General features: G+C 64.3%; 22 protein-coding genes. 6 read left to right on the forward strand and 16 right to left on the reverse strand.

Annotated elements, in window-relative coordinates; genetic code table 11:
• Positions 1-2: 2 nt before the first annotated feature.
• On the reverse strand, positions 3-2,201 hold the full coding sequence (locus NLY33_RS00780; protein ID WP_031196128.1) for a bifunctional diguanylate cyclase/phosphodiesterase: 2,199 nt from the start codon (positions 2,199-2,201) through the stop codon (positions 3-5).
• 91 nt (positions 2,202-2,292) lie between these two features.
• Between NLY33_RS00780 and xseA the strand changes: the two genes are divergently transcribed.
• Both xseA and NLY33_RS00790 read left to right on the forward strand, forming a co-directional pair.
• Positions 2,293-3,966, forward strand: coding sequence for an exodeoxyribonuclease VII large subunit (gene xseA / locus NLY33_RS00785; RefSeq protein ID WP_023704477.1), 1,674 nt, complete (start codon positions 2,293-2,295; stop codon positions 3,964-3,966).
• A gap of 8 nt (positions 3,967-3,974) precedes the next feature.
• Entirely contained in the window at positions 3,975-5,093 is a 1,119-nt protein-coding gene (locus NLY33_RS00790; protein ID WP_023695092.1) for a DmpA family aminopeptidase, read from the forward strand.
• Between the two features lie 33 nt (positions 5,094-5,126).
• Here the strand turns inward: NLY33_RS00790 and NLY33_RS00795 are convergent, their stop codons facing one another.
• From NLY33_RS00795 to NLY33_RS00825, 7 genes are all read right to left on the reverse strand, one after another.
• Positions 5,127-5,369 carry a DUF768 domain-containing protein gene (locus NLY33_RS00795; protein ID WP_023670565.1) on the reverse strand — a complete coding sequence of 81 codons (243 nt, stop codon included), beginning with the start codon at positions 5,367-5,369 and terminating at the stop codon, positions 5,127-5,129.
• Between the two features lie 619 nt (positions 5,370-5,988).
• Positions 5,989-6,882, reverse strand: a complete 894-nt coding sequence (locus NLY33_RS00800; protein WP_023707957.1) for a sugar phosphate isomerase/epimerase family protein — start codon at positions 6,880-6,882, stop codon at positions 5,989-5,991.
• A gap of 65 nt (positions 6,883-6,947) precedes the next feature.
• Positions 6,948-7,886, reverse strand: a complete 939-nt coding sequence (locus NLY33_RS00805; protein ID WP_023670567.1) for an ABC transporter substrate-binding protein — start codon at positions 7,884-7,886, stop codon at positions 6,948-6,950.
• 76 nt (positions 7,887-7,962) lie between these two features.
• Complete coding sequence (locus NLY33_RS00810; protein WP_023704479.1) at positions 7,963-8,955, reverse strand: ABC transporter permease subunit; 993 nt, start codon at positions 8,953-8,955, stop codon at positions 7,963-7,965.
• The gene (locus tag NLY33_RS00815) at positions 8,952-10,448 is read right to left on the reverse strand and encodes a sugar ABC transporter ATP-binding protein (RefSeq protein ID WP_050587662.1); all 1,497 of its coding nucleotides are present in this window, start codon (positions 10,446-10,448) and stop codon (positions 8,952-8,954) included. Before NLY33_RS00815 ends, NLY33_RS00810 begins: the two co-directional genes overlap by 4 nt.
• A gap of 44 nt (positions 10,449-10,492) precedes the next feature.
• Complete coding sequence (locus NLY33_RS00820; protein ID WP_023704481.1) at positions 10,493-11,872, reverse strand: FGGY-family carbohydrate kinase; 1,380 nt, start codon at positions 11,870-11,872, stop codon at positions 10,493-10,495.
• Positions 11,869-12,651 (reverse strand): DeoR/GlpR family DNA-binding transcription regulator, encoded by a 783-nt coding sequence (locus NLY33_RS00825; protein ID WP_023701285.1) that lies wholly within the window; start codon positions 12,649-12,651, stop codon positions 11,869-11,871. Before NLY33_RS00825 ends, NLY33_RS00820 begins: the two co-directional genes overlap by 4 nt.
• 193 nt (positions 12,652-12,844) lie before the next feature.
• Here NLY33_RS00825 and NLY33_RS00830 point away from each other — a divergent pair, with 193 nt between their 5' ends.
• The 3 genes from NLY33_RS00830 to NLY33_RS00840 are packed head-to-tail and all read left to right on the forward strand — an operon-like array spanning position 12,845 to position 16,009.
• Complete coding sequence (locus NLY33_RS00830; protein ID WP_023704482.1) at positions 12,845-13,888, forward strand: class II aldolase/adducin family protein; 1,044 nt, start codon at positions 12,845-12,847, stop codon at positions 13,886-13,888.
• Positions 13,872-15,161 (forward strand): FGGY-family carbohydrate kinase, encoded by a 1,290-nt coding sequence (locus NLY33_RS00835; protein ID WP_031196131.1) that lies wholly within the window; start codon positions 13,872-13,874, stop codon positions 15,159-15,161. The genes NLY33_RS00830 and NLY33_RS00835 overlap by 17 nt, the downstream gene beginning before the upstream one ends.
• Positions 15,158-16,009, forward strand: coding sequence for a TIGR01459 family HAD-type hydrolase (locus tag NLY33_RS00840; RefSeq protein WP_023704484.1), 852 nt, complete (start codon positions 15,158-15,160; stop codon positions 16,007-16,009). The genes NLY33_RS00835 and NLY33_RS00840 overlap by 4 nt, the downstream gene beginning before the upstream one ends.
• Positions 16,010-16,084: 75 nt before the next feature.
• Here the strand turns inward: NLY33_RS00840 and NLY33_RS00845 are convergent, their stop codons facing one another.
• Genes NLY33_RS00845 through NLY33_RS00860 form a run of 4 tightly spaced genes read right to left on the reverse strand, consistent with a single transcriptional unit; the run spans position 16,085 to position 20,009 of the window.
• Positions 16,085-17,266 (reverse strand): hypothetical protein, encoded by a 1,182-nt coding sequence (locus tag NLY33_RS00845; protein WP_031196132.1) that lies wholly within the window; start codon positions 17,264-17,266, stop codon positions 16,085-16,087.
• A 21-nt stretch (positions 17,267-17,287) separates the two neighbouring features.
• Entirely contained in the window at positions 17,288-18,298 is a 1,011-nt protein-coding gene (locus NLY33_RS00850; protein ID WP_023686805.1) for a succinylglutamate desuccinylase/aspartoacylase family protein, read from the reverse strand.
• A gap of 2 nt (positions 18,299-18,300) precedes the next feature.
• Positions 18,301-18,645: a RidA family protein gene (locus NLY33_RS00855; protein WP_023686804.1), complete on the reverse strand. Its 345-nt coding sequence runs from the start codon at positions 18,643-18,645 to the stop codon at positions 18,301-18,303.
• Between the two features lie 38 nt (positions 18,646-18,683).
• A complete protein-coding gene (locus tag NLY33_RS00860; protein WP_031196133.1) occupies positions 18,684-20,009 on the reverse strand; it encodes an alanine racemase in 1,326 nt (441 codons plus the stop codon).
• 71 nt (positions 20,010-20,080) lie between these two features.
• On the opposite strand from NLY33_RS00860, the gene NLY33_RS00865 reads away from it, so the two are divergent.
• The gene (locus tag NLY33_RS00865) at positions 20,081-21,022 is read left to right on the forward strand and encodes an amidohydrolase family protein (protein ID WP_023707958.1); all 942 of its coding nucleotides are present in this window, start codon (positions 20,081-20,083) and stop codon (positions 21,020-21,022) included.
• Here NLY33_RS00865 and NLY33_RS00870 read toward each other — a convergent pair.
• Genes NLY33_RS00870 through NLY33_RS00885 form a run of 4 tightly spaced genes read right to left on the reverse strand, consistent with a single transcriptional unit; the run spans position 20,996 to position 25,505 of the window.
• Entirely contained in the window at positions 20,996-21,967 is a 972-nt protein-coding gene (locus NLY33_RS00870) for an ABC transporter permease (RefSeq protein ID WP_023748645.1), read from the reverse strand. The genes NLY33_RS00865 and NLY33_RS00870 overlap by 27 nt on opposite strands.
• Positions 21,964-22,929: an ABC transporter permease gene (locus NLY33_RS00875; protein ID WP_023704489.1), complete on the reverse strand. Its 966-nt coding sequence runs from the start codon at positions 22,927-22,929 to the stop codon at positions 21,964-21,966. The genes NLY33_RS00870 and NLY33_RS00875 overlap by 4 nt, the downstream gene beginning before the upstream one ends.
• Entirely contained in the window at positions 22,926-24,425 is a 1,500-nt protein-coding gene (locus NLY33_RS00880; RefSeq protein WP_023748646.1) for a sugar ABC transporter ATP-binding protein, read from the reverse strand. Before NLY33_RS00880 ends, NLY33_RS00875 begins: the two co-directional genes overlap by 4 nt.
• Before the next feature lie 27 nt (positions 24,426-24,452).
• Positions 24,453-25,505 (reverse strand): ABC transporter substrate-binding protein, encoded by a 1,053-nt coding sequence (locus tag NLY33_RS00885; RefSeq protein ID WP_023748647.1) that lies wholly within the window; start codon positions 25,503-25,505, stop codon positions 24,453-24,455.
• Positions 25,506-25,717 lie beyond the last annotated feature (212 nt).

Genomic DNA, 25,717 nt, shown 5'->3' on the forward strand with positions numbered 1-25,717 from the left:
GATCAGGCCGACGCTGCCGCCTCCGTCGTTGCGTTGGCCGACGACAGGCCGGACAGCGCCACCAATTGCGCCGGCTCCAGCGGCGGCGACAAGAGGTAGCCCTGCAGCTGCTGGCAGCCCATGGCGACCAGCAGCGCCTTTTGCACCTCGGTCTCTACGCCCTCGGCGGTGACCTCGACCTTGAGCGCGCCGGCGAGATCGATCAGCGCCTTGACGATGGCGCCCGAATTGCCGTCGCCGTCGAGAAGCCGCACGAAGGAGCGGTCGATCTTGAGCTTGTCGATGGCATGGCGGCGCAGATAGCTCAGCGACGAATAGCCGGTGCCGAAATCGTCGAGCACAATGCCGACGCCCGACTGGCGCAAGGCTGCCAGAGCCGCTCTGGTGGTGTCGTTGTTTTCCAGGAGAACGTTTTCGGTGATCTCGAGCTGCAGGCGCTTCGGCGCCAGTCCCGTTTCGGCGAGGATCGAGGCAACCTCTTCGGCAAAGCCGGCGTCGCGCAATTGCAGCGGCGAGACATTGACGGCGAGCCACGGCAGTTTGGTCTTCACGGCGAAGCGGCAGGCTTCCAGCAGGGCCCATGCGCCGAGCTGCCCGATCATGCCGCGTTCCTCGGCGATGGCGATGAACTGCGCTGCCGGCAATGCGCCATGGACCTCATGCGCCCAGCGGATCAGCGCCTCGGCGCCGACAATGGTCTTGCCGTCGCTGGCAAAGACCGGCTGGTAGGCGAGCTTGATACCGGTGCCGCCGTTCAGCGCGCTGCGCAGCTCGCTCTCGACCTTGCGCTTGCGCAGCAAAAGGTCGTCCATGTCGCCGGCGAAGACCTGGTAGCGGCCACGGCCGTTCTTCTTGGCTTCGTAGAGCGCGATGTCGGCCTTGCGCAGCAGATCGTCTGCATCGGCATCAGAGCCTGTCGACAAGGCTATGCCGATGCTGGCGCTGATAAAGACCTGATCGTCCATCAGCTTGAACGGCTCCTGCAGTTTCTGCAGCACCCTCTCGGAAATATCCTCTGCGTTCCTGACGTCGCGGACATCGATCAGGATCACCGCGAATTCGTCGCCACCCAGCCTTGCCACCGTGTCGACGTCGCGAACAGTATGCTGAAGCCTGGCCGCCGTCTGGCGCACGAGTTCGTCGCCTGCCGGGTGACCAAGCGTATCGTTGACATGCTTGAAGCGATCGAGATCGAGATAAAGCAGCGCCACCTTGCTTTCATTGCCGGAGGTAAGCAAGGCACGCCGCAGCCTGTCCTCGAACAGTGCCCGGTTGGGCAGGCCGGTGAGCGTGTCGTGAAAGGCGAGATATTGCGCCTGGGCCTGGCTGGTCTGCAGCGCCGATGATGCTCGGCGCAGACGCCGGAGCAGAAAGGCCAGCACGCTCGCCGCGAGCAGCGTGGCCAGAGCCAGGGCCGGGCTGGCCTTGCCCACCAGCGTCAGGCCGGGCCGTTCCTGGTCCCAGGCAATATAGCCGAGGATGACACCCTGTTTGTCGATAAGCGGAATGGCAGCCGAGCCAAGCGGCTGAGCCATCGGCTGGAGATGCGCCCCCGCCAACAGATATTTCTGGGCAATCTTGCCGATCACCGCATCGTTGATGAACTCTATGGAGACATGCAGATATTCGCTGCCGGGTGCTTGCGTGACCCGATCCGAACTCGGCACCAGAGGCATGACGCTGAGTATGGCAGGCTGACCGCCAAGCGAGACCAGATCGTCGGCAACGAATTTTGCGCCGGCCTGGCTTGCGTCCTTGCTCATCATCTGGCGCAACCTGGCGATTGTCGGCCGCAAAGCGGGTTCGTCCTCGCCAAAGACGGCAGGCGACACGACCTTGCCTTCGCGCATGGCGTGGACCGGCCGGTTGGCGTTGTCCAGCATATAGACCCGGTTGTGGCCGTAATACGAGTACATCCAGACGCTGAGATTCTCGGCCATCCAGGTCTGGTTGCCGGCCTTGGCGTTGATAACGGAATCATCCCAGACGGCGACGCTTTCCTGCTCGCGCTTTACCGCGGCGATCTGGTCCTGCAGGCCGTTGGCAAGGAAAACCTTCTGCCGCTCGAGCGAGACCCGGTCGGCCTGCATGGTGGCGTAAAGGCCGAAGCCGACAACGATGGCCAGTGCAAAAACGGCAAGCGTCAGCACCGTCAGGGTGACCTGGAACGTCAACGGGCTGCGTTGTCTGCGGGCGCTCATGCGTCCTCCTTGGCCCAGAGTCAATCAGGCCAGGCTTAAGATCAAGTTATGGAATCTTGACGCGGAGCGACAACAGCCGCTCAATCGGCCGATGAGCGACGCAGAATCCGAATCACGAACCAATGCCACCGAATACACGGTGAGCGAGATTTCCGGCGCGCTGAAGCGTACGGTCGAGGATGTCTTCGGCCATGTGCGGGTGCGCGGCGAAATTTCCGGCTATCGCGGGCCCCACTCTTCCGGCCATGCCTATTTCACGCTGAAGGACGACCGCGCGCGGCTTGACGCGGTGGTCTGGAAAGGCACGATGGGCCGGCTGAAATTCCGCCCCGAAGAGGGGATGGAGGTGATCGCCACCGGCAAACTCACCACCTATCCCGGCAAATCCAACTACCAGATCGTCATCGACAATCTCGAGCCGGCGGGCGCCGGGGCGCTGATGGCGCTTTTGGAAGAGCGCAAGCGGCGACTGCAGGCCGAAGGGCTGTTCGACGCCGGCCGCAAGCGGCGGCTGCCCTTCATGCCGCGCACCATCGGCGTCGTCACCTCGCCGACCGGATCGGTGATCCGTGACATCATCCATCGCATCAAGGACCGCTTTCCGCTGCATGTGCTGGTCTGGCCGGTAAGAGTGCAGGGCGAGACGGCGGGGGCGGAAGTGACGGCGGCCGTCAACGGCTTCAACGCGCTGGCCTGGGATGGAGCGATCGTGCCGCCCGACCTTCTGATCGTGGCGCGCGGCGGCGGCAGCCTCGAGGACCTCTGGGGGTTCAACGATGAAGGGCTGGCGCGCGCCGTCGCCGCCTCGCGCATCCCGGTGATTTCGGCCGTCGGCCACGAGACCGACTGGACCTTGATCGATCTCGTCGCCGACATGCGGGCACCCACGCCGACAGGTGCGGCGGAGATCGCGGTGCCGGTGAAAGCGGACCTCGAAGCGACACTAGCCAGTCTTGGCGCACGGCTCAAAGCAGCCACCTTGCGCAATTTCGAACGCAAGCGGCAGGCCTCGCGTGCGGCGGCCCGCGCGCTGCCCTCGCCCGACCAGTTGCTGGCGCTGCCGCGACGGCGGCTGGACGAGGCGGCCAGCCGGCTTAGCCGGGGGCTGATGGTCTCCACCGAAAGAAAGCAAGCTCGGTTCTTCGCCGTGAAGCTCACTCCGGCAACGCTGTCGCGGCGGATTGCCGAGGCGCGACGCACCAACGACCGCAACCTTTTGCGCGCCCAGGGGGCGCTGCGCGCATTGGCGAGAGCCCGGCGCGCGGAGTTGAATCGTGCGGCGGATCAGTTGCCAAAATGTGCGAAAGCATCCCTGCAACGGCACAGGCAGCAACTGGCTTTGCTGCAAGGCCGCATTACGATCGAGCCAACGGCACGGCGGCAAACCGTGCAGAGGGATCTGCTGACAGCTTTGACGAGACGCGGCACGCAAGCGGTACTGCTCAGGCTGGAGCGACTGCGCGGCCGCATCGTCCAATCCGAGAGGCTGATGGCAACGCTGTCGCACAAGGCTGTGCTGGCCCGCGGCTTCGCGCTGGTCAAGGATGCCGACGGCGCGGTGATCAAACTGGCAGTTGATGTGGCGCCGGGCGCTGGCCTGCAGCTGGAGTTCGCCGACGGCATCGTAAATGCAGTCGCGACCGGCGACGCCGAGCGGGTGCAGGCCGTTGCCAAACCAGCGGCCACGCCGCCCGCCAGCAAACCCGCCGCAAAGCCGACGGCCAGCAAACCGAAAGAACCGGGCAATCAGGGCTCGCTTTTTTAGAGGACCGCATGACCGGACATGACCCGCATCTTCAAACGCCGGCGGGCAAGCCGCGCGCCCGTGCTTTCGGCATTGCCTTCGAGGGCACGCCGGGCGGCTTCAACGCCATCACCGATGTGCCCGGCGTATCGGTCGGCTATGCGACGCTGATTTCCGGCGAGGGTCTGCTCGAGGTTGGCACGGGGCCGGTGCGCACCGGCGTCACCGCCATCCTGCCGCGGCCGTTGGCTGAGCTCGCCACGCCGGTGTTTGCGGGTGTCTTCAGCCAGAACGGCAATGGCGAGTTGACGGGGTCGCACATTATCGAGGAAGTCGGCGCCTTCAACCTGCCCGTCACGATCACCAACACGCATTCCTGCGGCGTCACCCGCGACGGCACGCTGCGTTGGATGCAACGCGTGCTGCCGGCGGCGCTCGACAGCGGCTGGGGCCTGCCGGTTGCGGCGGAGACCTATGATGGTTTCCTCAACGACATCAACGGTCATCACGTCGGCTTCGAAGATGTCGAAGCCGCGCTCGACGGTGCCGCCGGTGGAGCGATCGAGGAAGGCAGTGTCGGCGGTGGCACCGGCATGATTGCCTTTGGCTTCAAGGCCGGCTCGGGCACGGCATCGCGCATCATCGAGTGGCAGGGCATCAGGCATACGGTCGGCGTATTCGTGCAGGCGAATTTCGGCAAGCGGCGCAATTTCACACTGCGCGGCGCCCGCGTCGGGCCCGATCTGGTAGAGCCGGCGATGCGCGAAGGCACGCCGCGTGCCGAAAAGGGCTCGATCATCGCCATCGTCGCCACCGATGCGCCATTTCTGCCGCACCAGATGAAGCGGCTGGCAAAGCGCGTGCCGCTCGGCATCGCCATGACAGGCGGCTTCGGCTACCACAGTTCGGGCGACATTTTTCTGGCCTTCACCACCGCCAATCCGCAAGCAGCACTTGCACCGTCGGGACGAACCGCAAACGCGGCTTACATCCCGGACGTCGATATCGATCCGTTCTTCGATGCGGTGGCGCAAGGCGTAGAGGAGGCGATCCTCAATGCAATGGTCGCCAATGAGGATATGAGCGGACGCGACGGCAATTTCGTGCCGGCGCTGCCGAAGGCCTGGCTGAAAGATCGATTTGGATAGAGGACAAGGCCTGGCGGCGCCAGGCCTGTTGCGTCACGGCTTGGCCGCGTTGCTCTGGTCGGCCTCGGCCGCCTCTTCGAGCCGCGATGCGATCAGTTCCTGGATGTCGCCGACTTCTTCCTGGATATCTTCGAGCGGAATGCCGACCTCAGCGGCCTTGGCCGCGCACTCCTTGGCGAGGGTCTCGGCCTGCTTCTCGATCTTTACCGGCGAGTGCTGGCAGTGGACCTTTTCACCGATCCATCCGCGCAAGAACTCGATCGCATGTTCACTCATACTGCTTTTCCCTGGCGGCTATGCCGGTTGGTAACCGTAAACGTCCGCACCCGGTAAAGGATGCATGCTGCCATTCGAACCGAGTCGGCTTCGCCCGGCAAGTTGATCTTGTCGGAGGTCCGAAGAGCCGAATGAAGGGAAGGGTTCAATGAGCACGTTCTGATTGTTTGATAGAGTGGTACGTTGGCCGGGATCGGCTTCGGCTCTATGCTGTTGTTCTTACGATCTTTCCTGCTGTCGACGGCCGATTTGTATCACAATAGGGATCACAACGCGTAACACATTTTCTGCTGCTTCGTGGTACACCGCCACAGCTACGCGGTCGAAGCCGCCGCTATATAGTGACATCATTATGCGATGTCGACTCTATCAGCTATCCTGCTTCTTTCCGCCGCGCTGTGTCAAACGTCATCCCCGTCCAGTATGGAGATCGGATGGCCCCGGAGGGCGTATGAAAATGTTGATTTTATTGCGTTTCGTGGCCAAAATCAGAAAGCTCTCGTCAGCGTCACCCCGCTCGACTGCCTCCGCCACACTCAGCGCCTCCGACGTCGATTCCTTGCACGTAAGGCGCGGGCCGGATGAACGACAACATTGGCGCTTTGGCAGCGCGCTCCTGCTAAGGACGATGTCTCGATGCAACAAGCTCTGCCTTTCGCTGCGCCGTCTCCAGACCGATTGAGATGAAGGCGCGCGCATGCCGGGCCAATTCCATATTGTCGGACCACAGATTGCGCCAGATCGCCGTCTTCCGTGACAGGTTCTCGTCGACGATCTTCGACGAGAAGGATTCAAAGCTGAGGTCGTCCCTATAGCCGATCGCGGTCAGCGCATCGAAGATGGCGGCAAAGTCGATATTGCCGGTGCCGAGGAAACCGCGATGGCTCTCGCCGATATGGACATAACCGATCTTGTCAGCGGCATGGCGGATAGCCAGTCCGACATCGGCCTCCTCGATGTTCATGTGGAAGGTATCGAGATGCAGGAAGATGTTGTCGGAGCCGGTGTCCGCGATGAAGGCCAGGCCTTGTGAAGCGGTGTTGAGAAGATTGCTTTCGAAGCGATTGACGATCTCCAGATTGAGCGTGACGCCGGCGGCCTTGGCCGTCTCCGCAACCTTCGCAAGTGTACCCGCGCTGCGGTTCCACTGATCGCGCGTCGGCGCCTGCGTCTGCAAGCCGTGGCTGGTACTGAGGATGCCGCCAATCTTCTGGCCGCCGAGATCGCGGGTGAGCGCGATCGTCTCGTTGAGGATCTCGACGCCGCGCGCGGCAACCGCCTTGTCGGCACTCGAAATGTCGCCGTCGGCCGGCAGGCCGATGCTGATCGCGACGCCGAGCTTGAGGTCGGCGATGCGCCTGGCCAACCCGCCAACGTCGACATTGGCGGGGTCAAGATAGGAGAACTCGATCAGGTCGAAACCGGCCTCCTTGGTGTTGGCCAGCGTCCGTTCGAGGTCGCCTTGCGCCGAACTCGCCGACCAGACGAAGGAATGAATACCGATGCGCGACATGATCGTCTCCCGTTTCTGAATTGAGATGCGGCCGGGTTGCCCCGGCCGCATCGGCCTTGGGAGGCTTAGCGGGCTGCGGTCCAGCCCTTGTAGTCTTTCAGGTTCTCGGCCGTGATCAGCTTCGGGTCGAGCAGCACGGTCGGCTCCGCCGGCTTCTTGCCGGCAAGCAGCTCAGCCGCCATCGTCAGCGACTGGCCAGCCATCACGTAGGGATCCTGCGAAGCCGAGGCCTTGATCATCGAGGTGCCGGAAGCGAGTTCCTTCTCGATATCGGGAGCGCCATCCACTGCGGTGAAGATGAACTCCGAGCGATTGAGCTGCTTGGCCGCAAGCTGGGCGCCGATCGCCGTCGGATCGTTGATGGCAAACACCGCATCGATCTTGTCGAAGCGGGTCAGCAGCGACTGAAAGACCTTCAGGCCGCCGTCGCGCGAGCCTTCGGCATTCTGGTCGTCGGAGAGGATCTTGATGTCGGGGTGTTTTGCAAGGACGTCCTTGCAGCCCTTGACCCGCTCCAGGATCGACGACGACGCCGGGCCGTTGAGGATGACGTAGTCGCCCTTGCCGCCGGTGTGGTCGACCAGATACTGGCAGGCCTCTTCGCCGGCCTTGACGTTGTTGGTCATGACGGTGACGTCGGCGCCTGGCGCCGAAACGTCGAAGGCGGCAACGACGATGCCCGCTGCTTGCGCCTTCTTCACCGCCGGGCCGATCGCCTTGGCATCGACCGCATTGAGCATGATGACGTCGACGCCGGCGGCGATGAAGGAATCGACCTGAGAGACCTGCTTATTGAGGTCGTAGTCGGCCGACACTGACGTCACCTCGACCTTCGGGTTGATCTTCTTGGCCGCGTCCTCGATGCCCTTGATGGTGGCGACGAAGAAGGGGTTGCCGAGCAGGCCGACCGAGATGCCGACCTTGTTGAGGTCCTTGGCCGATGCGGGCGCGATGGCGGCAGCCGCGAGTGCGACGCCGCAGAGCAGTTTAGCGATGGTCTTCATTGCTTTCCTCCAATTGCCCCGCGCCTCTCACGGTGCGTTACACAAACCGGTCGTTTACGCCGGCGACCAAGGTCAATCACGTTCTCGCTCCTGCCTGGAGCCTGTAGCGGTCGAGGGCGACTGCCACGATGATGACCAATCCCTTGATGATGTACTGCCAGATGTCCGAGACACCGGCCAAGATAAGCCCGTTGGAGAGCACCGCTATGATCAGGCCACCGATCAGCGTACCCCAGATCGAGCCGACGCCGCCGACGAAGCTGGTGCCGCCGAGAATGACCGCGGCAATGGCGTCGAGTTCGTAAGACTGCCCAAGCTGCAGCCCGTTGGCCGCATAGAGCCGGGCCGCTGACATGGCGCCGCCAAGGCCGGCCAGCAGGCCGGAAACGCCATAGACAAAGAGCAGCACCAGCGGCACCTTGATGCCGGTCAGCCGCGCCGCTTCGGCATTGCCGCCAACGGCATAGATCCAGGTGCCGAGCACGGTGCGCTTGAGCACCAGCCAGGACAGCACCACGATCGACAAGGCGATGATGACCAGCCACGGAATGCCGAACAGCGAACCGTTGCCGATGAAGTCGAACGGCAGGTCCGAGTTGAACACCGTGGTGTCCTGGCCGAGCAGGCGGGCGACGCCGCGCACAGCGGTCAGCGACCCCAGCGTGACGATGAAGGGCGGCAGTCTGATATAGGCGATCAGCAGCCCGTTGATGACGCCGAAGCCGAGGCCGACGAGAATGGCCGCCGGCACGCCCAGCAGTCCCCAATCAGGCACCAGCGACACCATCACCGCCACCATCGCCGAGGCGGCAAGTATCGAGCCAACGGACAGGTCGATCCCGCCGGTCAGGATGACGAAGGTCATGCCCGCTGCCAGCACAATGTTGATCGACGATTGCTGCATGACGATCAGCAAATTGGTCTGGGTGAAGAAGCGCGCGTTCATCAACTGAAAGCCGACCGCCAGCAGGATCAGGATCGGCAGCATGCCAAGGGCGGCGAAGGCGGTGCGCAACCGCCGGCTCCTGCCGACAGCCTGGCCACTGATCTCGGTCGCCTTGTCGGTCATCCCTTGGCCGCTCCCGTTGCAAGTTCCATGATTGCTTCCTGGCGCAGCGGCTGGTCTTTGGACGCCGTCACCTCGCCGGCGATCGTGCCGTCGCGCATTACCAGCACGCGGTCGGCGACGCCGATCACCTCCGGCAGTTCGCTGGAGATCATCAGGATGGCGATGCCCTTTTTGGCGAGATTGTCGATCAGCCGGTAGATTTCCGACTTCGCTCCGACATCGACGCCGCGCGTCGGTTCATCCAGGATGACCACTTGCGGCTCGGTCTCGAGCAGGCGGGCAAGCAACACTTTCTGCTGGTTGCCGCCCGACAGCGAACCGGCATTGGCCTGTACCGACCTGGTGCGGATGGAGAGATCCGAAACGGCCGTGGCAGCACGTCTCTCGGCGGCTTTGAAATCGCGCAAGCCGCCGGGCCGCGCATCCCTAGCCAGCACGCCCATGCTGATGTTGTCGGATATCGACATGTCGAGAAACAGGCCGAGTTCCTTGCGGTCTTCGGTGAGATAGGCGATGCCGGCATTCAGTGCCTCGCTTGGCGAGCCGATGGTTACTGGCTTGCCGTCGAGTTCCAGCGTTCCGGCGATGCGTCTGTCGGCACCGAAGATCAGTCGCGCGAGTTCGGTGCGGCCCGAGCCGACAAGGCCAGCCAGAGCCAGCACCTCGCCCTTGTACAGTTCGAAGGAGCAGTTCTTCAGGAGATTGCCGTCTGCCATGCCGCGCACCGACAAGGCGACCGCGCGCTTGCTGTCCGGCGGGCGATGATCCTTCCTGTAAAAAGCCGACAGGTCGCGGCCAACCATCATCGAGACGAGGCGCGAGGCGTTCAGCTCGGCGCGCTCGAGTGTGCCGACATAGCCGCTGTCGCGCAGCACGCTGACGCGGTCGGCCAACTGGTAGACCTCTTCCATGCGGTGGCTGATGTAGATGATGGCGATGCCTTGCGACTTCAGCGTCGCGATGACCTCGAACAGACGGTCGGTCTCGCGCGAGGTCAGCGAGGTGGTTGGCTCGTCCATGACAATGATGCGCGCGCTGGTCGAAAGCGCGCGGGCGATTTCGACCAGCTGACGCTCGCCGAGCGACAGGCTGGAAACCTGGGCCCGTGCGGAGAAGGACACGCCGAGACGCTTGATGATCTCATTGCTGCGCTGGTAGCATTGATCGCGGTCGACGATGCCGAAACGCCTCGGCTCATTGCCGAGGAAGATGTTCTGCGCGACCGTCAGGTTGGGCGCCAGCGACAGTTCCTGATAGATAACCGCAATGCCGTGAGCCCGCGCCTTGATCGGGTCGCCGGTGGCGACCGGCACGCCGTCGATCAGTATCTCGCCGCCGGCATCAGGCCGATAGGCGCCGGACAGCACCTTCATCAAAGTCGACTTGCCAGCACCGTTTTCACCCATCAGCGCATGGACTTCGCCGGCATGGACGGTCAGCGACACGTCCTGCAAGGCGCGGACTGGCCCGAACGTCTTCGAGATGTGCCGCATTTCCAGCACTGGCTGGCGCGTGACTTCGGCCTGAGCAGCGACAATCACCGTGCGCCTCCCGCTGCCGCGCGGGGGATGCCCTGCTCGCCGATGAGGCCACGCCATGTGTCGCGATATCGGGCAAGTCCGGTGAAGCTTGCGGCACGCACGGGCTCCGGCACTTCCGCGGCAAATTCGCGGCCGACGGTCTCGAAGGCCAGCGCCGCCGCCCCGGTGGCGCTGCCCTCCAGTGTGGCCCCTTGCAGGAAGGCCTGGCTGGGACGCAGTTGCGCCACTAGCCCGGCGAGCAGGCCGCCAGCGTTCAGTCCGCCATCGACGATCACGGTGTTGTCCGAATGGATCTGGTCGAGGCAGAGGTCGACCATCAGCGCGACGTAGAGCAGCGCCACGGCTGCGCGTTCCTCGGCGCTTGGCATGCGGCCGACCAATTTGCCGGCGCGGCCGGGCATTGGTCCGCCCGGCGCGAAGCTCGGCAGCGCCATGCTGCCGGCGTTGATCACCCGCTGCACTGCCGCCGGCGCGATCGCGCCTTGCCAGCCGTCGCTGATCGTGGCGAATTCGCGCCCGCCCATGAAGCGGATGGTCGGCACAGGGCCGCCGTCGATATCGACATTGACCAGCATGTCGCGCTGGCCATCGAGCGCGTCGAGCAGGCAATCCGGATTAAGCACGACGACCCAGGTGCCGGTCGAGACGACGGTGACCGGGCCAAGCTCCTGCCGGCGATAGGCATGGAGCGCGGCATTGCTGTCATGGACACCATTGTGGATGGCGATCCGCCGCTTCGTGTCGCCGAGGCGTTGCTCGCCGACAACCGAGCCCGCCCGCTCGAAAGCGGGCATCCGGTCGCGCCAGCCCTCAATATCGACCAGCGAACTGAAGTCGCGCTTGCGCGGCGCCCATAAATGCGAGTGGCAGCCGAGATAGGACACTTCCGAGACCGCCCGGCCGCCAAACCGCCAGCTCCAGTATTGTGGATAGCCGAGGATCGATTTCGCGGCCGTGAATGCACCGGGTTGCACCGCCTGTAGCCACAGCATGTGGCGACCGTAGTTGAAGCCGAGCGGCAATCGCGGCGAGAAGGTCTCGGTGAAATCCGGAACGAGGCGATCTATTTGCGCGGCAATATCAGCCGGCGGCTCTTGCTCGTAGTCGAGTATCGGATGCGTCAGCGCCGCCTCGTCGACCAGGGCAAAGGTGCAGCCATGGCCCGACACCATCACGCCCTCTACGCCATGGACGTCGGTGGCCTCGCTTACGGCGCGAACCGCCCAATTGTGAAGTGCTGCTTCATCAAGCACGCTGAAGCCATCTTTGCGCATCCAGTTCGGCCGGGTCCGGCGCTCGTCGACGATGCGCCCGTCCTGAGCGAAGACGAACAGCTTCGAATTGGTCTTGCCGAAATCGAGGACGGCCATCTTCACTGGATGGCTCCCGAAGCCGAAGCGATGCGCACCATGACGCCCGCGTCTTCCAGCATGCGCGCGTCAACGTCGGACAGGCCGTCATCGGTCACCAGCGTGCCGATGCGCGACAAGGGCAGCGCGATGTTACGGGCGTGGATCGACAGTTTGCGGCTGTCGGCCAGCACCACGATCTGGTCGGCACACAGGCTGAGATCGGCGATGGAGCGGACCAGCAGCGGGTGCGATTCCAGCACGCCCTCCTGGCCAAGGCCTTGCGCGCCGAGAAAGAACTTCGATGCGTAGAACGGCTCCGCCTGGGTCGGTGAATGGATGATGCCCGGCTCACGATGCAGATCGCCGCCGGCAACGGTCAGGCTGCAATGGCCGTGGTCGCTCAGATAGGCAGCGAGCGGCATCGAATTGGTATAGAGACGGATGCTGCGCTCAGCCAGCTTGACCCCAAGGTGGAAGCAGGTCGAACCGCCATGCACGATGACCGCATCGCCGTCGCGCACCATCGTGGCCGCGAGAGCGGCGATCTGCCGCTTGGCCTCGACCGCGAGGTCGCGGTTCTCGTCATAGGGCCTGGCATAGGCAACACCCGCCTGTGAAGCGCCGTCGAGCGCCGAGATGCCGCCATAGACCTTCCGTGCTTCACCGGCCTCGTCGATCTTGTCGATGTCGCGCCGCACCGTCGCCGCCGACACGCCGAGCTGCTCCTGCAGTTCGCGCACCGACGCGAAGGGGCGATCCCGCAGCAACTCGACGATCTGACGCTGGCGGCCGGAGTCGCTCAATCGTTTTTCCTCCCAGGAGCCGTTTTTGCCGCGGCATTTGACGTAACTTACTCAACATCTTTCCGATTGCAAGAACCTTTGATGAAATTAGATCACCATTGACGTAAGTCGCTCGCATCTGCGATACACATCAACATCCCACGACGGGTATCCGAAGCTGCGAGGCTGGCGGAGCTGATAGAGGAAATGCGCCATGGCGACCTATGCGGATGCGCAGGAAATGACTGCCTTGCGGGCGCTTTCGGCCAGCATCGGGTGCAATCCAAACCTGACCCAGGCCGCCGGCGGCAACACCTCGCTGAAAGCCGGCGACACGCTGTGGATCAAGGCTTCCGGCACATGGCTGAAGGATGCGCTCTCCGAAGATATCATGGTGCCGGTGGCGATGGCGCCGCTGCTCAGGGCTGTCGAACAGCGCGACAGCGCCGCCGACCAGCCGCAGATCTTCGCCATCGAGACGCTCAACGCCCGGCGCCTGCGCCCTTCGATTGAAACCACCGTTCACGCGCTGATGCCGCAGCGCGTCGTCCTGCATGTCCATTGCGTCGAAACCATTTCGCTGGCGGTACAGGCCAATTGCGAGGTGGAAGCCGCCAGACGCCTTGATGGTCTCAAATGGGCGTATGTTCCTTATTTCCGGCCAGGCCTGCCGCTTGCCCAGGGTATTGCCGAGCGGCTTCAGGCTGGGGTCGACGTGCTGATCCTTGCCAATCACGGGCTGGTCGTCGCGGCCGATACCGTCGCCGAGGCCGAAGTGCTGCTGCGCCGCGTCACGCTGCTTCTGGCGCGGCCGGCGCGCCAAGTGGCGGAACCGGATGTTGCGGGATTGGCGGCGCTGGCCGGGAAAACCGGTTACAGGCTGCCGGCGGAAATCGAGGCGCACGCGGTAGCCATCGATCCCGAAAGCCGCCGCATGGCGTCGGGGGGCAGCCTCTACCCCGATCACGTCATCTTTCTGGGTCGGGGGTCGGTGGTGGCAAAGCCCGGTGAGGATGTGCCGCGCGTGATCGAGCGGTGCGGTGCAAAGCCCGTGGCGATCCTGTTTCCCGGGCTGGGCGTGCTGATGCGCGGCGACGCCAGTGCCGGCGCCGACGCCATGCAACGCTGCCTTGCCGACGTGACGGCACGCATCGACATTGCAGCGCGGCTGAACTACCTCACCGCCGCCGAGAACGATGAACTGGTCAACTGGGACGCCGAGAAGTATCGCCAGAAACTCAATGCCGCCAGCCGCTGACACGCCTCTTGCCATAGGCATCGACATCGGCACGTCCGGCGCGCGTGCGGTCGCCATGCGTCCGGATTTTTCCATTGCCGCGCGTTCCGCCGTTTCGCTCGAGTTGTTTGGCCGGAATGCCCGCGACCCTGCAGTGTGGTGGTCAGCGGTCGGCGCAGCGCTGGCGGAACTGCTTTCGGGCATCGACCGAACAGCGGTCCGGTCGATCGCTGTTGACGGCACTTCAGGTACGTTGCTGCCGGTCGACGGCGCCGGGCGGCCGCTGGCCGAGCCGCTGATGTACAACGATACGGTCGCCGACAACGCCATTCTGGTCGCGATCGCTCGCGAAGCCCCAGCGACCAGTGCCGCACTTGGGGCGACGTCCGGTCTCGCCAAGGCGCTCTGGTTCCAGCGCACGCCCGGTGTTGCCGCGGTGCTGCATCAGGCGGACTGGATCGCGGGACAATTCTCCGGTCGCTTCGATGTCAGCGACGAGAACAATGCCTTGAAAACCGGTTACGACATCACGGCCCGCTGCTGGCCGGACTGGATTGCGGCCACCGAAATGCGCATGGAGTTGCTGCCCGGCGTCGTCAGGCCGGGCGATGTCGTCGGCAAGCTAACCGCAGATGCCGCGGATATGTTCGGCTTACCGCGCGAAATCGCCGTCGTCGCCGGAACGACCGATGGCTGCGCCTCGTTCCTGGCGACAGGTGCCGCGGCAATAGGCGACGGCGTCACCGTGCTGGGGTCGTCGTTGACCGTCAAGATCCTGTCCGACCGGCCTATCTCGGCGCCACGCTTCGGCATCTACAGCCATCGGCTTGGAGATGTCTGGCTGGCGGGCGGCGCATCGAACTCCGGCGGCAAGGTGCTGACACAGCATTTCCCTCTGGCGCGCATCGTCGAGCTGAGCATGGCGATCGACCCGATGACCGAGACCGGCCTCGACTACTATCCTCTTGCCACTGCAGGTGAACGCTTTCCGATCGCCGATCCGGCACTGCCGCCGCGTCTTGTGCCGCGACCGGTCGAGGACGCCGACTATCTGAAAGCCATGTTGGAGGGTATCGCCGCGATCGAGGCGCTCGGTTATGACAGGCTCGCCGAGCTCGGCGCGCCGCAGCTGACGTCGGTCAGAAGCGTCGGCGGCGGTGCGGCGAATGCCGCCTGGACGGCGATCCGGCAGCGCAGACTTGGTGTTGATTTCCTGCCGGCACTTTCGGACGAAGCCGCCGCCGGCACAGCGCGGCTGGCGCTGACGGGCGCAAGCGCGGCGGGGCTTCTATGAGCGCGAAAACAGTCGAACACCTCAACGGCGTCAACCAGCTGGCCGAGCGCTATGATGTTTTCCTGCTCGATCAGTTCGGCGTGCTGCATGACGGCACCAGCCCCTATCCAGGGGCGGTGGAAGCACTGTCGGCGCTGAAGCGCGCCGGCAAGACCATTGTGCTGATCTCGAACTCCGGCAAGCGGGCGGGGCCCAACGAGAGCCGGCTGCTAAAGCTCGGCTTCGTACCGGGAAGCTGGGACCATTTTGTTTCTTCCGGCGAGGTCGCGTGGGAGTTCTTCCACGACATGGGGATATCCGGAAGGCTACTTCCAAACACGAAATGCCTGTTGATAAGCCGCGACGATGACCGCTCGGCGATCGAAGGTCTGCCGTTCGCATTGACCAAGGACGGTGACGATGCCGGGCTGGTGCTGATTTCGGCCAGCGAGGGCGACCGCTACGATCTTGAGCACTATCGCCGACTTCTTGCGCCGGCTGCGGTGCGGCAGGTGCCATGCTTCTGCACCAACCCTGACAAGATCATGCTGACGGCAGTGGGGCCGCGCTTCGGTGCCGGCCGGCTGGCGGATCTCTACGAGGACCTCGGTGGTAGCGTCACGCGTATCGGCAAGCCTTACCCCGCCATATTCGGCGCCGCACTAGCGCTGGCAGGCAATCCAGACCGCGGCACTGTGGTCTGCGTCGGCGACAGTGTCGAACACGACATCGCTGGCGGACTTGCTGCCGGCGTGGCCACGGTGCTGGTTCTGTCAGGAATATTGGCGGACACACCTGACCTGTTCGACCTGTTCGACACGATGGACGCATACCCGGATTACACCATGGATGGCTTCAGGTTTCGCTGATTTGATTCACCCCGCAGCGCTCGCGCCCGAATCCGGCCTCAACGCCTCGTGGCCGGCGAGCATTGGCCGGCTGGCTCAAGGCTGCCGAACAGCGCGGATCCAGTCGAGCCGCGCGGCTGGAATGAGGCCGTAATTGTAGAAATTGATGCCGTCGACACCGGGCGCCAGCGCTGGCTTCACCTTGGCCGCAAGAATGTCGGGGCGGGCCATTTCCGGATAGAACAGCCGGTAGCCGGCGCCGAGGAATTTGTCCGCGCCCAGTGCCGCACGGCCGGCCGCCATCAGGCTGGCGACATCGCCGGCCTGCATGTCGTAGGCGCACAGGATCGCCCCGTCGCAGACCTTGCCCAGCGCTGCCAGATCGCAACCGCCAAGCCAGCCGTCTTTCAGATCGATAATAACGACCCGCGTCGTGGGATCGGCTACCTCGCGCAGTTCGGCGACCAGGCTGGTCACTGGCTCGAATCGCCACAAGAGATAGGCATGGAGCTCCGGCCAGGGGGCAAAGGCGTCGATGCCGCAGGCGGGAAAATCGGGAAAGCGCCGCTCAGGCATCGCACGCTCGCAGGTCTCGACGATCCATTGCCTGGTGAGCTTGCGCGCCGCCTCGGCATCGATGCCGGCTTTTGCCGCACGGGCGACGCAGGACGGACAGAAGCACAGAGACAAAAGAAAATCGTCTTCCGGCGTCAGCCCGACACCGTCCTTCTCGTGATGGTATTCATGGGCAAAGCCCATGAAGGACGGGCTTTCAAGTTCTATCCGGTCCGGCCGGTAGCTGTGCGAGATGTCGGCGATCAGCGCGCGGACATAGGCGCGCGCATCGGGATGGGAGGGGCAGAGATTGTAGTAATTGGCATCGCCGAAGGCGTTGCGGGTGACGGCCTGCGGATGCAGCATGCCCAGGCGGGTGTTGTGCAGGCAGACCGTCCAGCACGAAACTCCTAGTCCGCCCGCGTCGCGACGGCGGATGAGCTGACCGAGCACGTCGCCGCCCTCAGTGATCACGTCAGCCACCTTGGACTGGATGGCTAGACTTCCCCAGCGCGCAGCGGTCGGCTTGAAATAGATGGTGCCGTCCTCAGGGAAATAGGCCTTGCGGCGCGGGCTGCGCGGCTGCAGGAAGCGCCCGGCATGATAGGATGTCGCCAGGCTGATCATGTTGAGCCCGGCGCGCTCGACAAGATCACGTTCGACCGTCTCCAGGCCGAGATCCTGGATGTCCCAGGGATAGGTCCACATGGACAGTTGCTGCATGGAATATCCTCTGCCTTTGGCTCAGCCGTCGACCGGCTCTGCGACCTGCATTAGGCAGTCGCCCGCCTCACACATCGTGTGCAGCCGGCGCGACAGCACCAAGCCGCTTTCGGCGAAATGCAGGGCCTCCTCGGCAACATCGAGCCGCTCGAGATCGTGGTACCAGCCGGCCAATTGTCCTGAAGTGACACTGTCGCCGAGCCTAGCGGCGGGCTCGAACCAGCCGCGGCGGGTGGCATAGAGGCCCTGGCTGTGCCTGGACAGGGACAGCAGCCTTGTCGGCGCCGAAGGCTTTTCGCCCGCGCCAAGAACCGGCGCGTCGACCACACCCATTGCTATCATCAGACGGTCGAGCGCGCGGGCCGTGATCGCCATCGAATCGACCGTTGCGGTGCCACCGCCGCCGAACTCACCGCTGACGCCGACGGCGCCGGCGCGGCGCGCTGCGCCCATCGAGGTTGGCGAGGCCTGGCCGTTGTCAGCGATAAAGCCGTAGGGCATGCCGAGCGTGCGCATCAGCTCGACGCCACGCCGGTGGCGCTCGGGATCGGCGTTGCGTTCGACCAGCGCGGTCGGCAGATGCTCCATCGACGTGCCGCCCGAATGGATATCGAAGACGACGTCGTGACGAGGAAACAGCTCCGTCTCAAGGAAATTGGCGAGCCGGCTTGTCGGCGTTCCCGAGGGATCGCCGGGAAACGCCCGGTTGAGATTGCCGCCGTCGAGCGGCGAGCAGCGCTTGGCGGCCATCACCGCAGGGGCGTTGGCCATCGGCATGATGGTGATGCGGCCCTTGATCCGCTTCGGATCGAGCCGGCGCGCCAGTTTTGCCAGCGACAGCTCGCCCTCATATTCGTCGCCGTGATTGCCGGCCATCAAAAGCAGTGACGGGCCGTCGCCATTGCGGATAAGGCAGATCGGCACCTTGACCTGAAAGTAGGGCGAGCGATCGATCGAGAACGGAATGCTTAGATGGCTGAGCGTCTTGCCGTCGCGGTCGAAATCGAGCGTGTGGGCGAGGCCGGTGTGCATGGTCAGACCGCCGCGACCGCGGTGATTTCGATGCGGAGATCAGGGTCGGCAAGCCGCGCCTCGACGCAGGCCCGCGCCGGCAGGCGGGCAGGATCGATCCAGGCATCGTAGATGCTGTTCATGGCCTCGAAATCACCGATCTGCGGCAGGAAGATGTTGACCGCCACCAACTTCGACTTGCTGCTGCCGACCTCGACCAGCAGCGCCTCGACTTTGGCAAGCACGTCGCTGGTCTGGCCTTCGATGCCGGCCTTGCGATCGTTGGCCACTTGGCCGGCTATGTGAACGAGGCCGCCATAGACGACTGCCTGCGACATGCGCGAGCCGGACTGAAAATACTTGATCATATCGGATCCTTTCGAGGTTCTCTTTTTGGGGGATCTGGTCAGCCGAACCAGGTGGGGAAAGCGTGGCGGACGTGGCCGGTCGCGTCGACGCCGAAGATCACGCGATAACGGTCGAGGCAGGTGCAGGGATGCGAGATGCCGAATTCGACGACGTCGCCGACGGCCACGTCGTCGCTCGGTGCAATCGACAGGAAGGAATGCTGGTCGTTGAGCTTGACCACCTCGGCGCGCGCCGCCGGCATCGGCAGCGGCTTGCAGGCACGAAAGACGGTGAGCGGCGTTGGAAAGCCCTGGTCGAACGACACGTCGCGCATGCCCATGCCGCAGATGACAAGGCCCGGCTCCGGACGCGACAGCACTTCGGCCCAAAGGCGTAGCGCAGGGCGAAAGGAATGCCGCGCCGAAGCGCTGATGCCGCCTATGGCAAAACCTTTGCGGGCATCGAGGGCGCCGAGCGAACGGTCATAGGTGCCGTGGTCGTGGAAGAAGATGGCGCCGCTGCGCAGCACCAGCGTTGCGTTGCCGTCGCTGGAAACGAGGGGTGCAAGCGCCGCGACCGCCTGGTCGAAGAAGGCGGAGCCGCCGGCCGTGACGATCAGGGGTGCGTCGCCGCCGACGCGGGCACGCAGCCGCAGGAACATGTCGGCGGTCATCGCCAGCAGGCCGGATATCACCTCATCGGTGCGACCGGGCTCGGGTTGCGCCGCCGCCCCTTCATAGGTCGCAACGCCGGCTATCAGCAGCCGCCCGCCGGCAGCCGTGATCGCATCGGCGATGGCCTCGGCTTGCGCGGTGGTGCGGGCGCCCGCCCTGCCCGCACCAAGTTCGACCAGCACATGCAAAGGCGGCAGTGCCGCATTGGCGCGCCAAGCCTCGGAAAGCGCGTTCACGGCGTCGACCGAGTCGGCAAAGACATAGAGCTCGGCATCCGGCCAGGCACCAGCAAGCACGGCCAGCCGGTTGGCGCCGCCGGCTCCGCCAACCTCATTGGCGATGATCAGCCGTGTCAAGCCGGCCTTCAGCATCACTGTCGCTTGCCTGATGTCGGCGACCGTCGTGCCCCATGCGCCGGCCTCGACCAGCGACCGGGCAAGGTCGGGCGCCATCGGCGTCTTGGCATGCGGAGCGATCGCAACATTGTGTTCGCGCGCATAGCGCAGGAACAGGTCGCGATTGGCGGAGAAGGCCGCCTCGTCGAGGGTCAGCACCGGAAGCGCCATGCGTCCATCGGCCGGATGCCAGTGCTCGGCCGCGACAAGGCTGCTGTCAAGCCCGGTTGTGCCGGGAGGCACGCCGCGGATGCGGTCGTCGAGCTGAAAATTTTCGTGCACCGAAAGGGCTGGAACCGGTGAGTTTTCAGTCATCCGATGCTAACCCTTTCACCGTCGCAGAACGAAGCCAGAATCGATCGCCGGTCACAGCCTGAGAGAGATACGTGCCAGAACCTTACGCCGGACCGATCATCGACGCCCATCATCATCTTTGGGATCTCAGCCTGGGACGGCATCCCTGGCTCGCCGCCACGGCCGGCGAGCGCGGCGGCCTGGGCGAGCTTGGCCCCTTGCGGCGGAACTATCTGCCCGGGGATTATGCGCGCGATGCCATAGGGCATAATGTCGTCGCCACCGTCCATGTCGAAGCCGGCTGGGCGAGTGGCGACTGCATCGGAGAAACGCGCTGGCTTGAAGCACTCGACAAATCGCGCGGCGTCGCCGCCCGCTATGTCGTTCACGTGCCGCTCGCCGATCGCCAGGCGCCTGCGCTGATCGAAGCGCAAGCCGCGTTCGAGCGTGTCGCCGGCGTGCGCGACATATTGAGCTGGGATCCCGACCCTGCCCGCCGTTTTGCGGCCCGTGACAGCATCATGGACGATCCGGCCTGGCGCGCCGGGCTTGCCTTGCTTGGCCAGCATCGGCTGGCCTTCGACCTGATGGTGTTTCCGCGCCAGCTCGCCGACGCGGGGCGGCTTGCCAGGGCCCTCCCCAACCAGCAATTCGTGCTCAACCATTGCGGTAGCCCGATCGACCGCGACGCCGATGGCATGCAGGTGTGGCGCGACGGGCTGCGGCTTCTGTCGCAATGCGACAACGTCGCCATCAAAATATCGGATCTGGTCGCCTACGATCATGACTGGACGCTCGACAGTCTGGAGCCCGTCGTCCTGCATTGCATCGATTGTTTCGGCACCGGTCGCGCTATGTTCGGCAGCGACTTTCCGGTCGCCGGCCTGCATGCCTCGTTCGATGACATATATGACGGCTTCAAAACCATCACAGCGGACTTTTCCGCCGACGAGCAGACGGCGCTGTTCTTCGGCAACGCAAAGCGCATCTATCGGCTCGACGATGTGTCATCGGCGCGCCTGCTCCCGGCCTGAGAGCAGCAGCAGGCCGAGGATCAGCGAGCCGAACAGGATGCTGCGCCAGCCGGGCGATGCGTTGACGACGGTAATCAGCGCGGTGATGGTGACCAGCAGGATGGCGCCGGGGATGGTGCCGGCATAGGTGCCGAGCCCGCCGAGGATCGAGGTGCCACCGAGGACCACGGCGGCAATCGAGGCGAGCAGATAGGGATCGCCGATGCCGACATAGCCCTGTCCGTTCATGCCCAACACGAGCACGCCGGCAAGTCCCGAGCAGAAGCCGCTGATGCCGTAGACCGCAAGCGTCGTGGACGTGACCGGAACACCGGACAATGCCGCGGCAAGTGGGTTGGCGCCCATGGCGAAAATCCGGGCGCCGAGCGATGTCGCATGCATCGTGGTCAGCACGATCACCGAGACGACCACCCACAACAATACGCCAGCGGGAATGCCGGCCGGCCGGCCATTGCCGAGCCAGTGGACCAGCGGGTTCTCGGCGGTCACGGCGCTGCCGCCGGCGATGATGATCAACAGACCCTGCAAGAATGTCGCCATGGCCAATGTCATGATCATCGGGTGGACGCGCAGCAAAGCGACGCCGAGCCCGTTGACCAGGCCGATTGCCGTGGTCAGCACCAGAACGGCAAGAATGGCGGTGATGCCGGTCGGATCCACCTGCCAAGACAGCAGCGGCAGGCTGACGGCGCTGACCGTGACGATGGCCGCGACGGAAAGGTCGATGCCGCCGGCGATCACCACAAAAGTCTGGCCCGCGGCAACCAGGCCGATGACGGCGCCGAGCTCCACCAGATAGCGCAGATGGCCATAAGCGCCGAAGCCGCGCGAAACGAAGCTCGCCACGATCCAGACCGCGGCAACGATGGCAACGGTGAGAAACGGCCGGCTGCGCAGGACCGTCAGGGCGCGTTTGCCGCCCGCGCTGTCATTCCATGCTGTCATTGCTGTGCCTTGCGGAATTGCGGGATGGCGACCGCGCCGATGATGATCAGGCCCTGGGCCACATATTGTGCGACCGGCGTGAAGCCGAGGAAGAACATGACGCTGATCATCAGGCTGAGCAGCAGGCTGCCGGCAAGCGCGCCGCGCATCGTGCCCTGGCCGCCGAGGAAGCCGATGCCGCCGAGCACCGCAGCGGCAATCGAGTTCAGGGTAAAGGCGGCGCCGATGACCGGGTCGCCCGAACCGGTCTGTGCGGCGACGAACAAGCCGGCGCCAGTGGAGAGCAGACCGCTGATCGCATAGGCCGCAATGCGCGCGCCGTCGACCGGCACGCCGGAGCGATAGGCGCCGACCGGATTCTCGCCGGCGGCATAGAGGCTCAAGCCAAGCGGCGTGGCGAGATAGAGCTTCCACAGGAGAATGATGACCACCAGCAGCACGAATGCCGCCGGTGTGTTGCCGGCAAGCAGGTCGGACAGCCACGCCGGGATTGCGCCGCCGGGCCGCGGCAGGATCAGCAGTGCGGCGCCGCCGGTGATGAACGACCCGGCAAGCGTCACCACGATGGCCGGCAGCCGAAGCCGTACCACGATGAAGCCGGTCGCCGCCCCGATGCCGAGGCCCGTCAGCGCCACTGCGGCAGTGCCCCCGGCGACGCCCAGCGGCCCGGCCATCGTCGTCGCGGCGATGACCGCGCCCAAGCTGACCGTCGCGCCGATGGCTAGGCTGATGCCGCCGGTGAGCATCAGGATCGCCTGCGCCATGGCGACCAGCGCCAATGGAAACCAGCTCTGGGTGAATTTGGCGAAGCCGGACGCCGTGAACAGGCCCGGAAAGAGGACGCCATAGGCGATGAGAAACACCAGGACGACGGCAAACAGGCTGCGCATGCCGACATTGCGACGCATCTGCACCGGCCAGTAGAGCGCATCGGTCTGCCGGGCGGAGGAAGATGTGTTCATGCCGCAACCTTCCGCTGTTCGGCGCCCATCGCCGCGGAGACGATGGCTTCCTCGCTCAGCGCTCCACGCGCCAGCATGGCGACGATGCGGCCTTCGCGGACGATGGCTACACGGTCGCAAAGGTGCACGAGTTCGGGCGTGTCGGAACTGAGCAGCACGACCGCCTTGCCGGCGGCGGCGAAATTGCGAAGCATCATGTAGATCTCACGTTTTGTTTCGACGTCGACGCCGCGCGTCGGATCGTTGAGCAGAAGCACCAGCGGGTCGTGCGGCATCCATTTCGCCAGCGCCACCTTCTGCTGGTTGCCGCCCGATAGAGCCTGCGCCGCCCGGCCGAGGTGACCCTTGATGCCGAGTTGGGCGGCAAGGCTTTTGGCCGTCTCGCCCTCTGCGCGGCGGCTGCGCAGCTTCAGCGCCGGCAGCCTGGCAAAGGCGGGCAGCATCATGTTGGTGATGATGGGATGGACCAGGTGCAGGCCCTCGCGCTTGCGATCCGCGGGCACATAGGCCAGCCCCAGCGCGTTGGCTTTAGGCACGCCGCCGGGCAGGCCGGAGGCGCCGTTGACGGTCGCCGACGCCGTCCGTGCCGGAATGGCGCCGTAGAGACCGAGCAGCAGATCTTCCTGCCCTTGCCCGACCAGGCCGCCAATGCCAAGCACTTCGCCCGTTTTGATATCAAGATCGACGTCGCGCATCAGGCCGGCCGAAAGATTTCGGACAGAGATAGCGTCGGCAGGCAAACTGGAAGGCTGCCATTGCGGAAAAAGATCACCGGGATCGCGGCCGACCATCAGCCGAACCAACCCGGCGGCGTCGGTGCCTTCCAGGGTGCGGTCGGCCGTGCAGGTGCCGTCCTTCAGAACGGTGACGTGCTGGCACAGCGCCATGACTTCGTTCAGTCGGTGCGAGATGTAGAGAATGGCGATGCCTTCGCCGCGCAACCGCTGCAGCAGATCGGTGAGAATTTTGGTTTCGGTTGCCGATAGCGACGATGTCGGTTCGTCGAGAATGAGCACGCGCGGCCGGCGGTAGAGCGCCTTGGCGATCTCCACCATTTGGCGGCGGCCGAGCGACAGATGCCCGACCGGCGTCGACAGCGGCTCGTGCAGCCCGACAAGTTCGCATGCGGTCCTCGCCCGCGCAGCGAGTTCGCGGTAGTCAATCAGGCCGAACCGTTTGGGATAGGCGCCGAGACCAATATTTTCGGCGATGGAAAGACTGGCCGTCAGGCTGAGTTCCTGCTGGACGACGGCGATGCCGGCCTGCCGCGCAACAGCCGGCGTCATGCGTGAGACCGCGCGTCCATCGACCTCGATCGTCCCGCCATCCGGTCTCAAGGCGCCGGACAAAAGGTTGATCAAGGTCGACTTTCCGGCGCCGTTCTCGCCGAGCAGCGCATGCACGCGGCCCGGATGGAGAGCGATTGAAACGTCGCGCAGGACGGGGTTGCCGAAGAAAGACTTCGACACACCCCGCGCCGCGAGCAGCGGAGCCATGGTTGTCAACGCTACAACCCTTCAGGCTTATTTCTGAGCCAGCAGCTTCTTGAACAGCTCCTCATCGTAAGGAGAAAAGATGTAGCCGTCAGCCGGGAAGTCCTTGGCCCGGGCGAGGTATTCGTCGATGTTGGAATTGTCGATTACCGGCAGCGGAATCTTGACGAAAGCCGGCACATCCTTGCCTTCCAGCGCCTGGACGGCAGTGTAGGTGGCGAAGGCGCCGAGCCAGTTCGGCTGCATCGTCGCCCAGCTCTTCAAGCCCTTTTCTTTCCAGAGTTCCAAAAACTGCCGGGCGTTCTCACCGGTGATCGGCACCTGTTCACGGCCCTGCTTGTCGAGGGCCAGCACGGCGCCTGCCGACAGAGCGCCGCCGAGCGACAGGATGCCGTCGATCTCGGGGTTGGCGAAGAGGAGGCTGGTGACGGCTTCCTGTGCCGGCGCGACGTTGTAGGGCGTGTTGGTCTCGGCAAGCACCGTCACGTCGGGATGGGCCTTGAGCTCAGCGTCGGCGCCTTTGCGCCTGTCATCGCTGACCGAAACCCCGGCGGGGCCATTGAGGATCAGGATCTTGCCCTTGCCGCCGATGGCGTCGATCAGGAACTTGGCGGCCTGGTCGCCCCATTGCGAAGAATCGGTGTTGACCTTGGCGGTGACCTTGTCGGTGTCGACGAGGCTGTCGAAGTTGATGATGGCGATGCCCTTGGCGCAGGCGTCGGCCAGAACGCGTGCCGGTGCGGTCGACGAACCGGCGATCAGGATGATGGCGTCGACATCGGAATCGATCATCGACTGAATCTGCTGGATCTGGACGTTGGCATCGCCCTGAGCGTCGGTGACGACGAGCTTGTCGACCAGTCCCTGCTTCTTCAGGGTCTCGACTTCGGCTTCGATCGTGCCTTGGGTCTGCTTCATCCAGGTCGGCACGGAATAGATGTTGGCCCAGCCGATCGTGTACGGCGCCTTGCGGTCGCCCTTGATGCAGTTGGCGGCGGCATTGGCCTGCGAGGCGACGCCAAAGCTCAGCACGAGACCGAGGCAAAGCGCGCTGGCGGATGCGAAAAACGGTGATTTCATCATGACTGTTCCCTTCAGAGGTTGTGGCCTCGACGTGCAGAACAAGGGCGAGGAACCCGTCGGTCGCCGGGTCTTGGAAACCGTGTGTCCTCTAGGGATTTGTCTGCGTCAGGCTCGTTAGTTTGTCTGGTATTTCAGACAATGTGTCTGTATATCGGACAAATTGGATGCTAGACCGAGCCTTGACATCTTTCAAGCGCCTTGAGACGAGAACC

The sequence above is a fragment of the Mesorhizobium sp. C432A genome, assembly GCF_030323145.1.
In the GTDB taxonomy this organism is placed as follows: Bacteria; Pseudomonadota; Alphaproteobacteria; order Rhizobiales; family Rhizobiaceae; genus Mesorhizobium.

What these genes read in the sequence shown, in the direction of transcription:
- NLY33_RS00780 (WP_031196128.1), bottom strand. Translation starts at nt 2,201, where the DNA reads ATGAGCGCCCGCAGACAACGCAGCCCGTTGACGTTCCAGGTCACCCTG.
- xseA (WP_023704477.1), top strand. Translation starts at nt 2,293, where the DNA reads ATGAGCGACGCAGAATCCGAATCACGAACCAATGCCACCGAATACACG.
- NLY33_RS00790 (WP_023695092.1), top strand. Translation starts at nt 3,975, where the DNA reads ATGACCGGACATGACCCGCATCTTCAAACGCCGGCGGGCAAGCCGCGC.
- NLY33_RS00795 (WP_023670565.1), bottom strand. Translation starts at nt 5,369, where the DNA reads ATGAGTGAACATGCGATCGAGTTCTTGCGCGGATGGATCGGTGAAAAG.
- NLY33_RS00800 (WP_023707957.1), bottom strand. Translation starts at nt 6,882, where the DNA reads ATGTCGCGCATCGGTATTCATTCCTTCGTCTGGTCGGCGAGTTCGGCG.
- NLY33_RS00805 (WP_023670567.1), bottom strand. Translation starts at nt 7,886, where the DNA reads ATGAAGACCATCGCTAAACTGCTCTGCGGCGTCGCACTCGCGGCTGCC.
- NLY33_RS00810 (WP_023704479.1), bottom strand. Translation starts at nt 8,955, where the DNA reads ATGACCGACAAGGCGACCGAGATCAGTGGCCAGGCTGTCGGCAGGAGC.
- NLY33_RS00815 (WP_050587662.1), bottom strand. Translation starts at nt 10,448, where the DNA reads ATGCGGCACATCTCGAAGACGTTCGGGCCAGTCCGCGCCTTGCAGGAC.
- NLY33_RS00830 (WP_023704482.1), top strand. Translation starts at nt 12,845, where the DNA reads ATGGCGACCTATGCGGATGCGCAGGAAATGACTGCCTTGCGGGCGCTT.
- NLY33_RS00835 (WP_031196131.1), top strand. Translation starts at nt 13,872, where the DNA reads ATGCCGCCAGCCGCTGACACGCCTCTTGCCATAGGCATCGACATCGGC.
- NLY33_RS00840 (WP_023704484.1), top strand. Translation starts at nt 15,158, where the DNA reads ATGAGCGCGAAAACAGTCGAACACCTCAACGGCGTCAACCAGCTGGCC.
- NLY33_RS00845 (WP_031196132.1), bottom strand. Translation starts at nt 17,266, where the DNA reads ATGCAGCAACTGTCCATGTGGACCTATCCCTGGGACATCCAGGATCTC.
- NLY33_RS00850 (WP_023686805.1), bottom strand. Translation starts at nt 18,298, where the DNA reads ATGCACACCGGCCTCGCCCACACGCTCGATTTCGACCGCGACGGCAAG.
- NLY33_RS00855 (WP_023686804.1), bottom strand. Translation starts at nt 18,645, where the DNA reads ATGATCAAGTATTTTCAGTCCGGCTCGCGCATGTCGCAGGCAGTCGTC.
- NLY33_RS00860 (WP_031196133.1), bottom strand. Translation starts at nt 20,009, where the DNA reads ATGACTGAAAACTCACCGGTTCCAGCCCTTTCGGTGCACGAAAATTTT.
- NLY33_RS00870 (WP_023748645.1), bottom strand. Translation starts at nt 21,967, where the DNA reads ATGACAGCATGGAATGACAGCGCGGGCGGCAAACGCGCCCTGACGGTC.
- NLY33_RS00875 (WP_023704489.1), bottom strand. Translation starts at nt 22,929, where the DNA reads ATGAACACATCTTCCTCCGCCCGGCAGACCGATGCGCTCTACTGGCCG.
- NLY33_RS00880 (WP_023748646.1), bottom strand. Translation starts at nt 24,425, where the DNA reads ATGGCTCCGCTGCTCGCGGCGCGGGGTGTGTCGAAGTCTTTCTTCGGC.
- NLY33_RS00885 (WP_023748647.1), bottom strand. Translation starts at nt 25,505, where the DNA reads ATGATGAAATCACCGTTTTTCGCATCCGCCAGCGCGCTTTGCCTCGGT.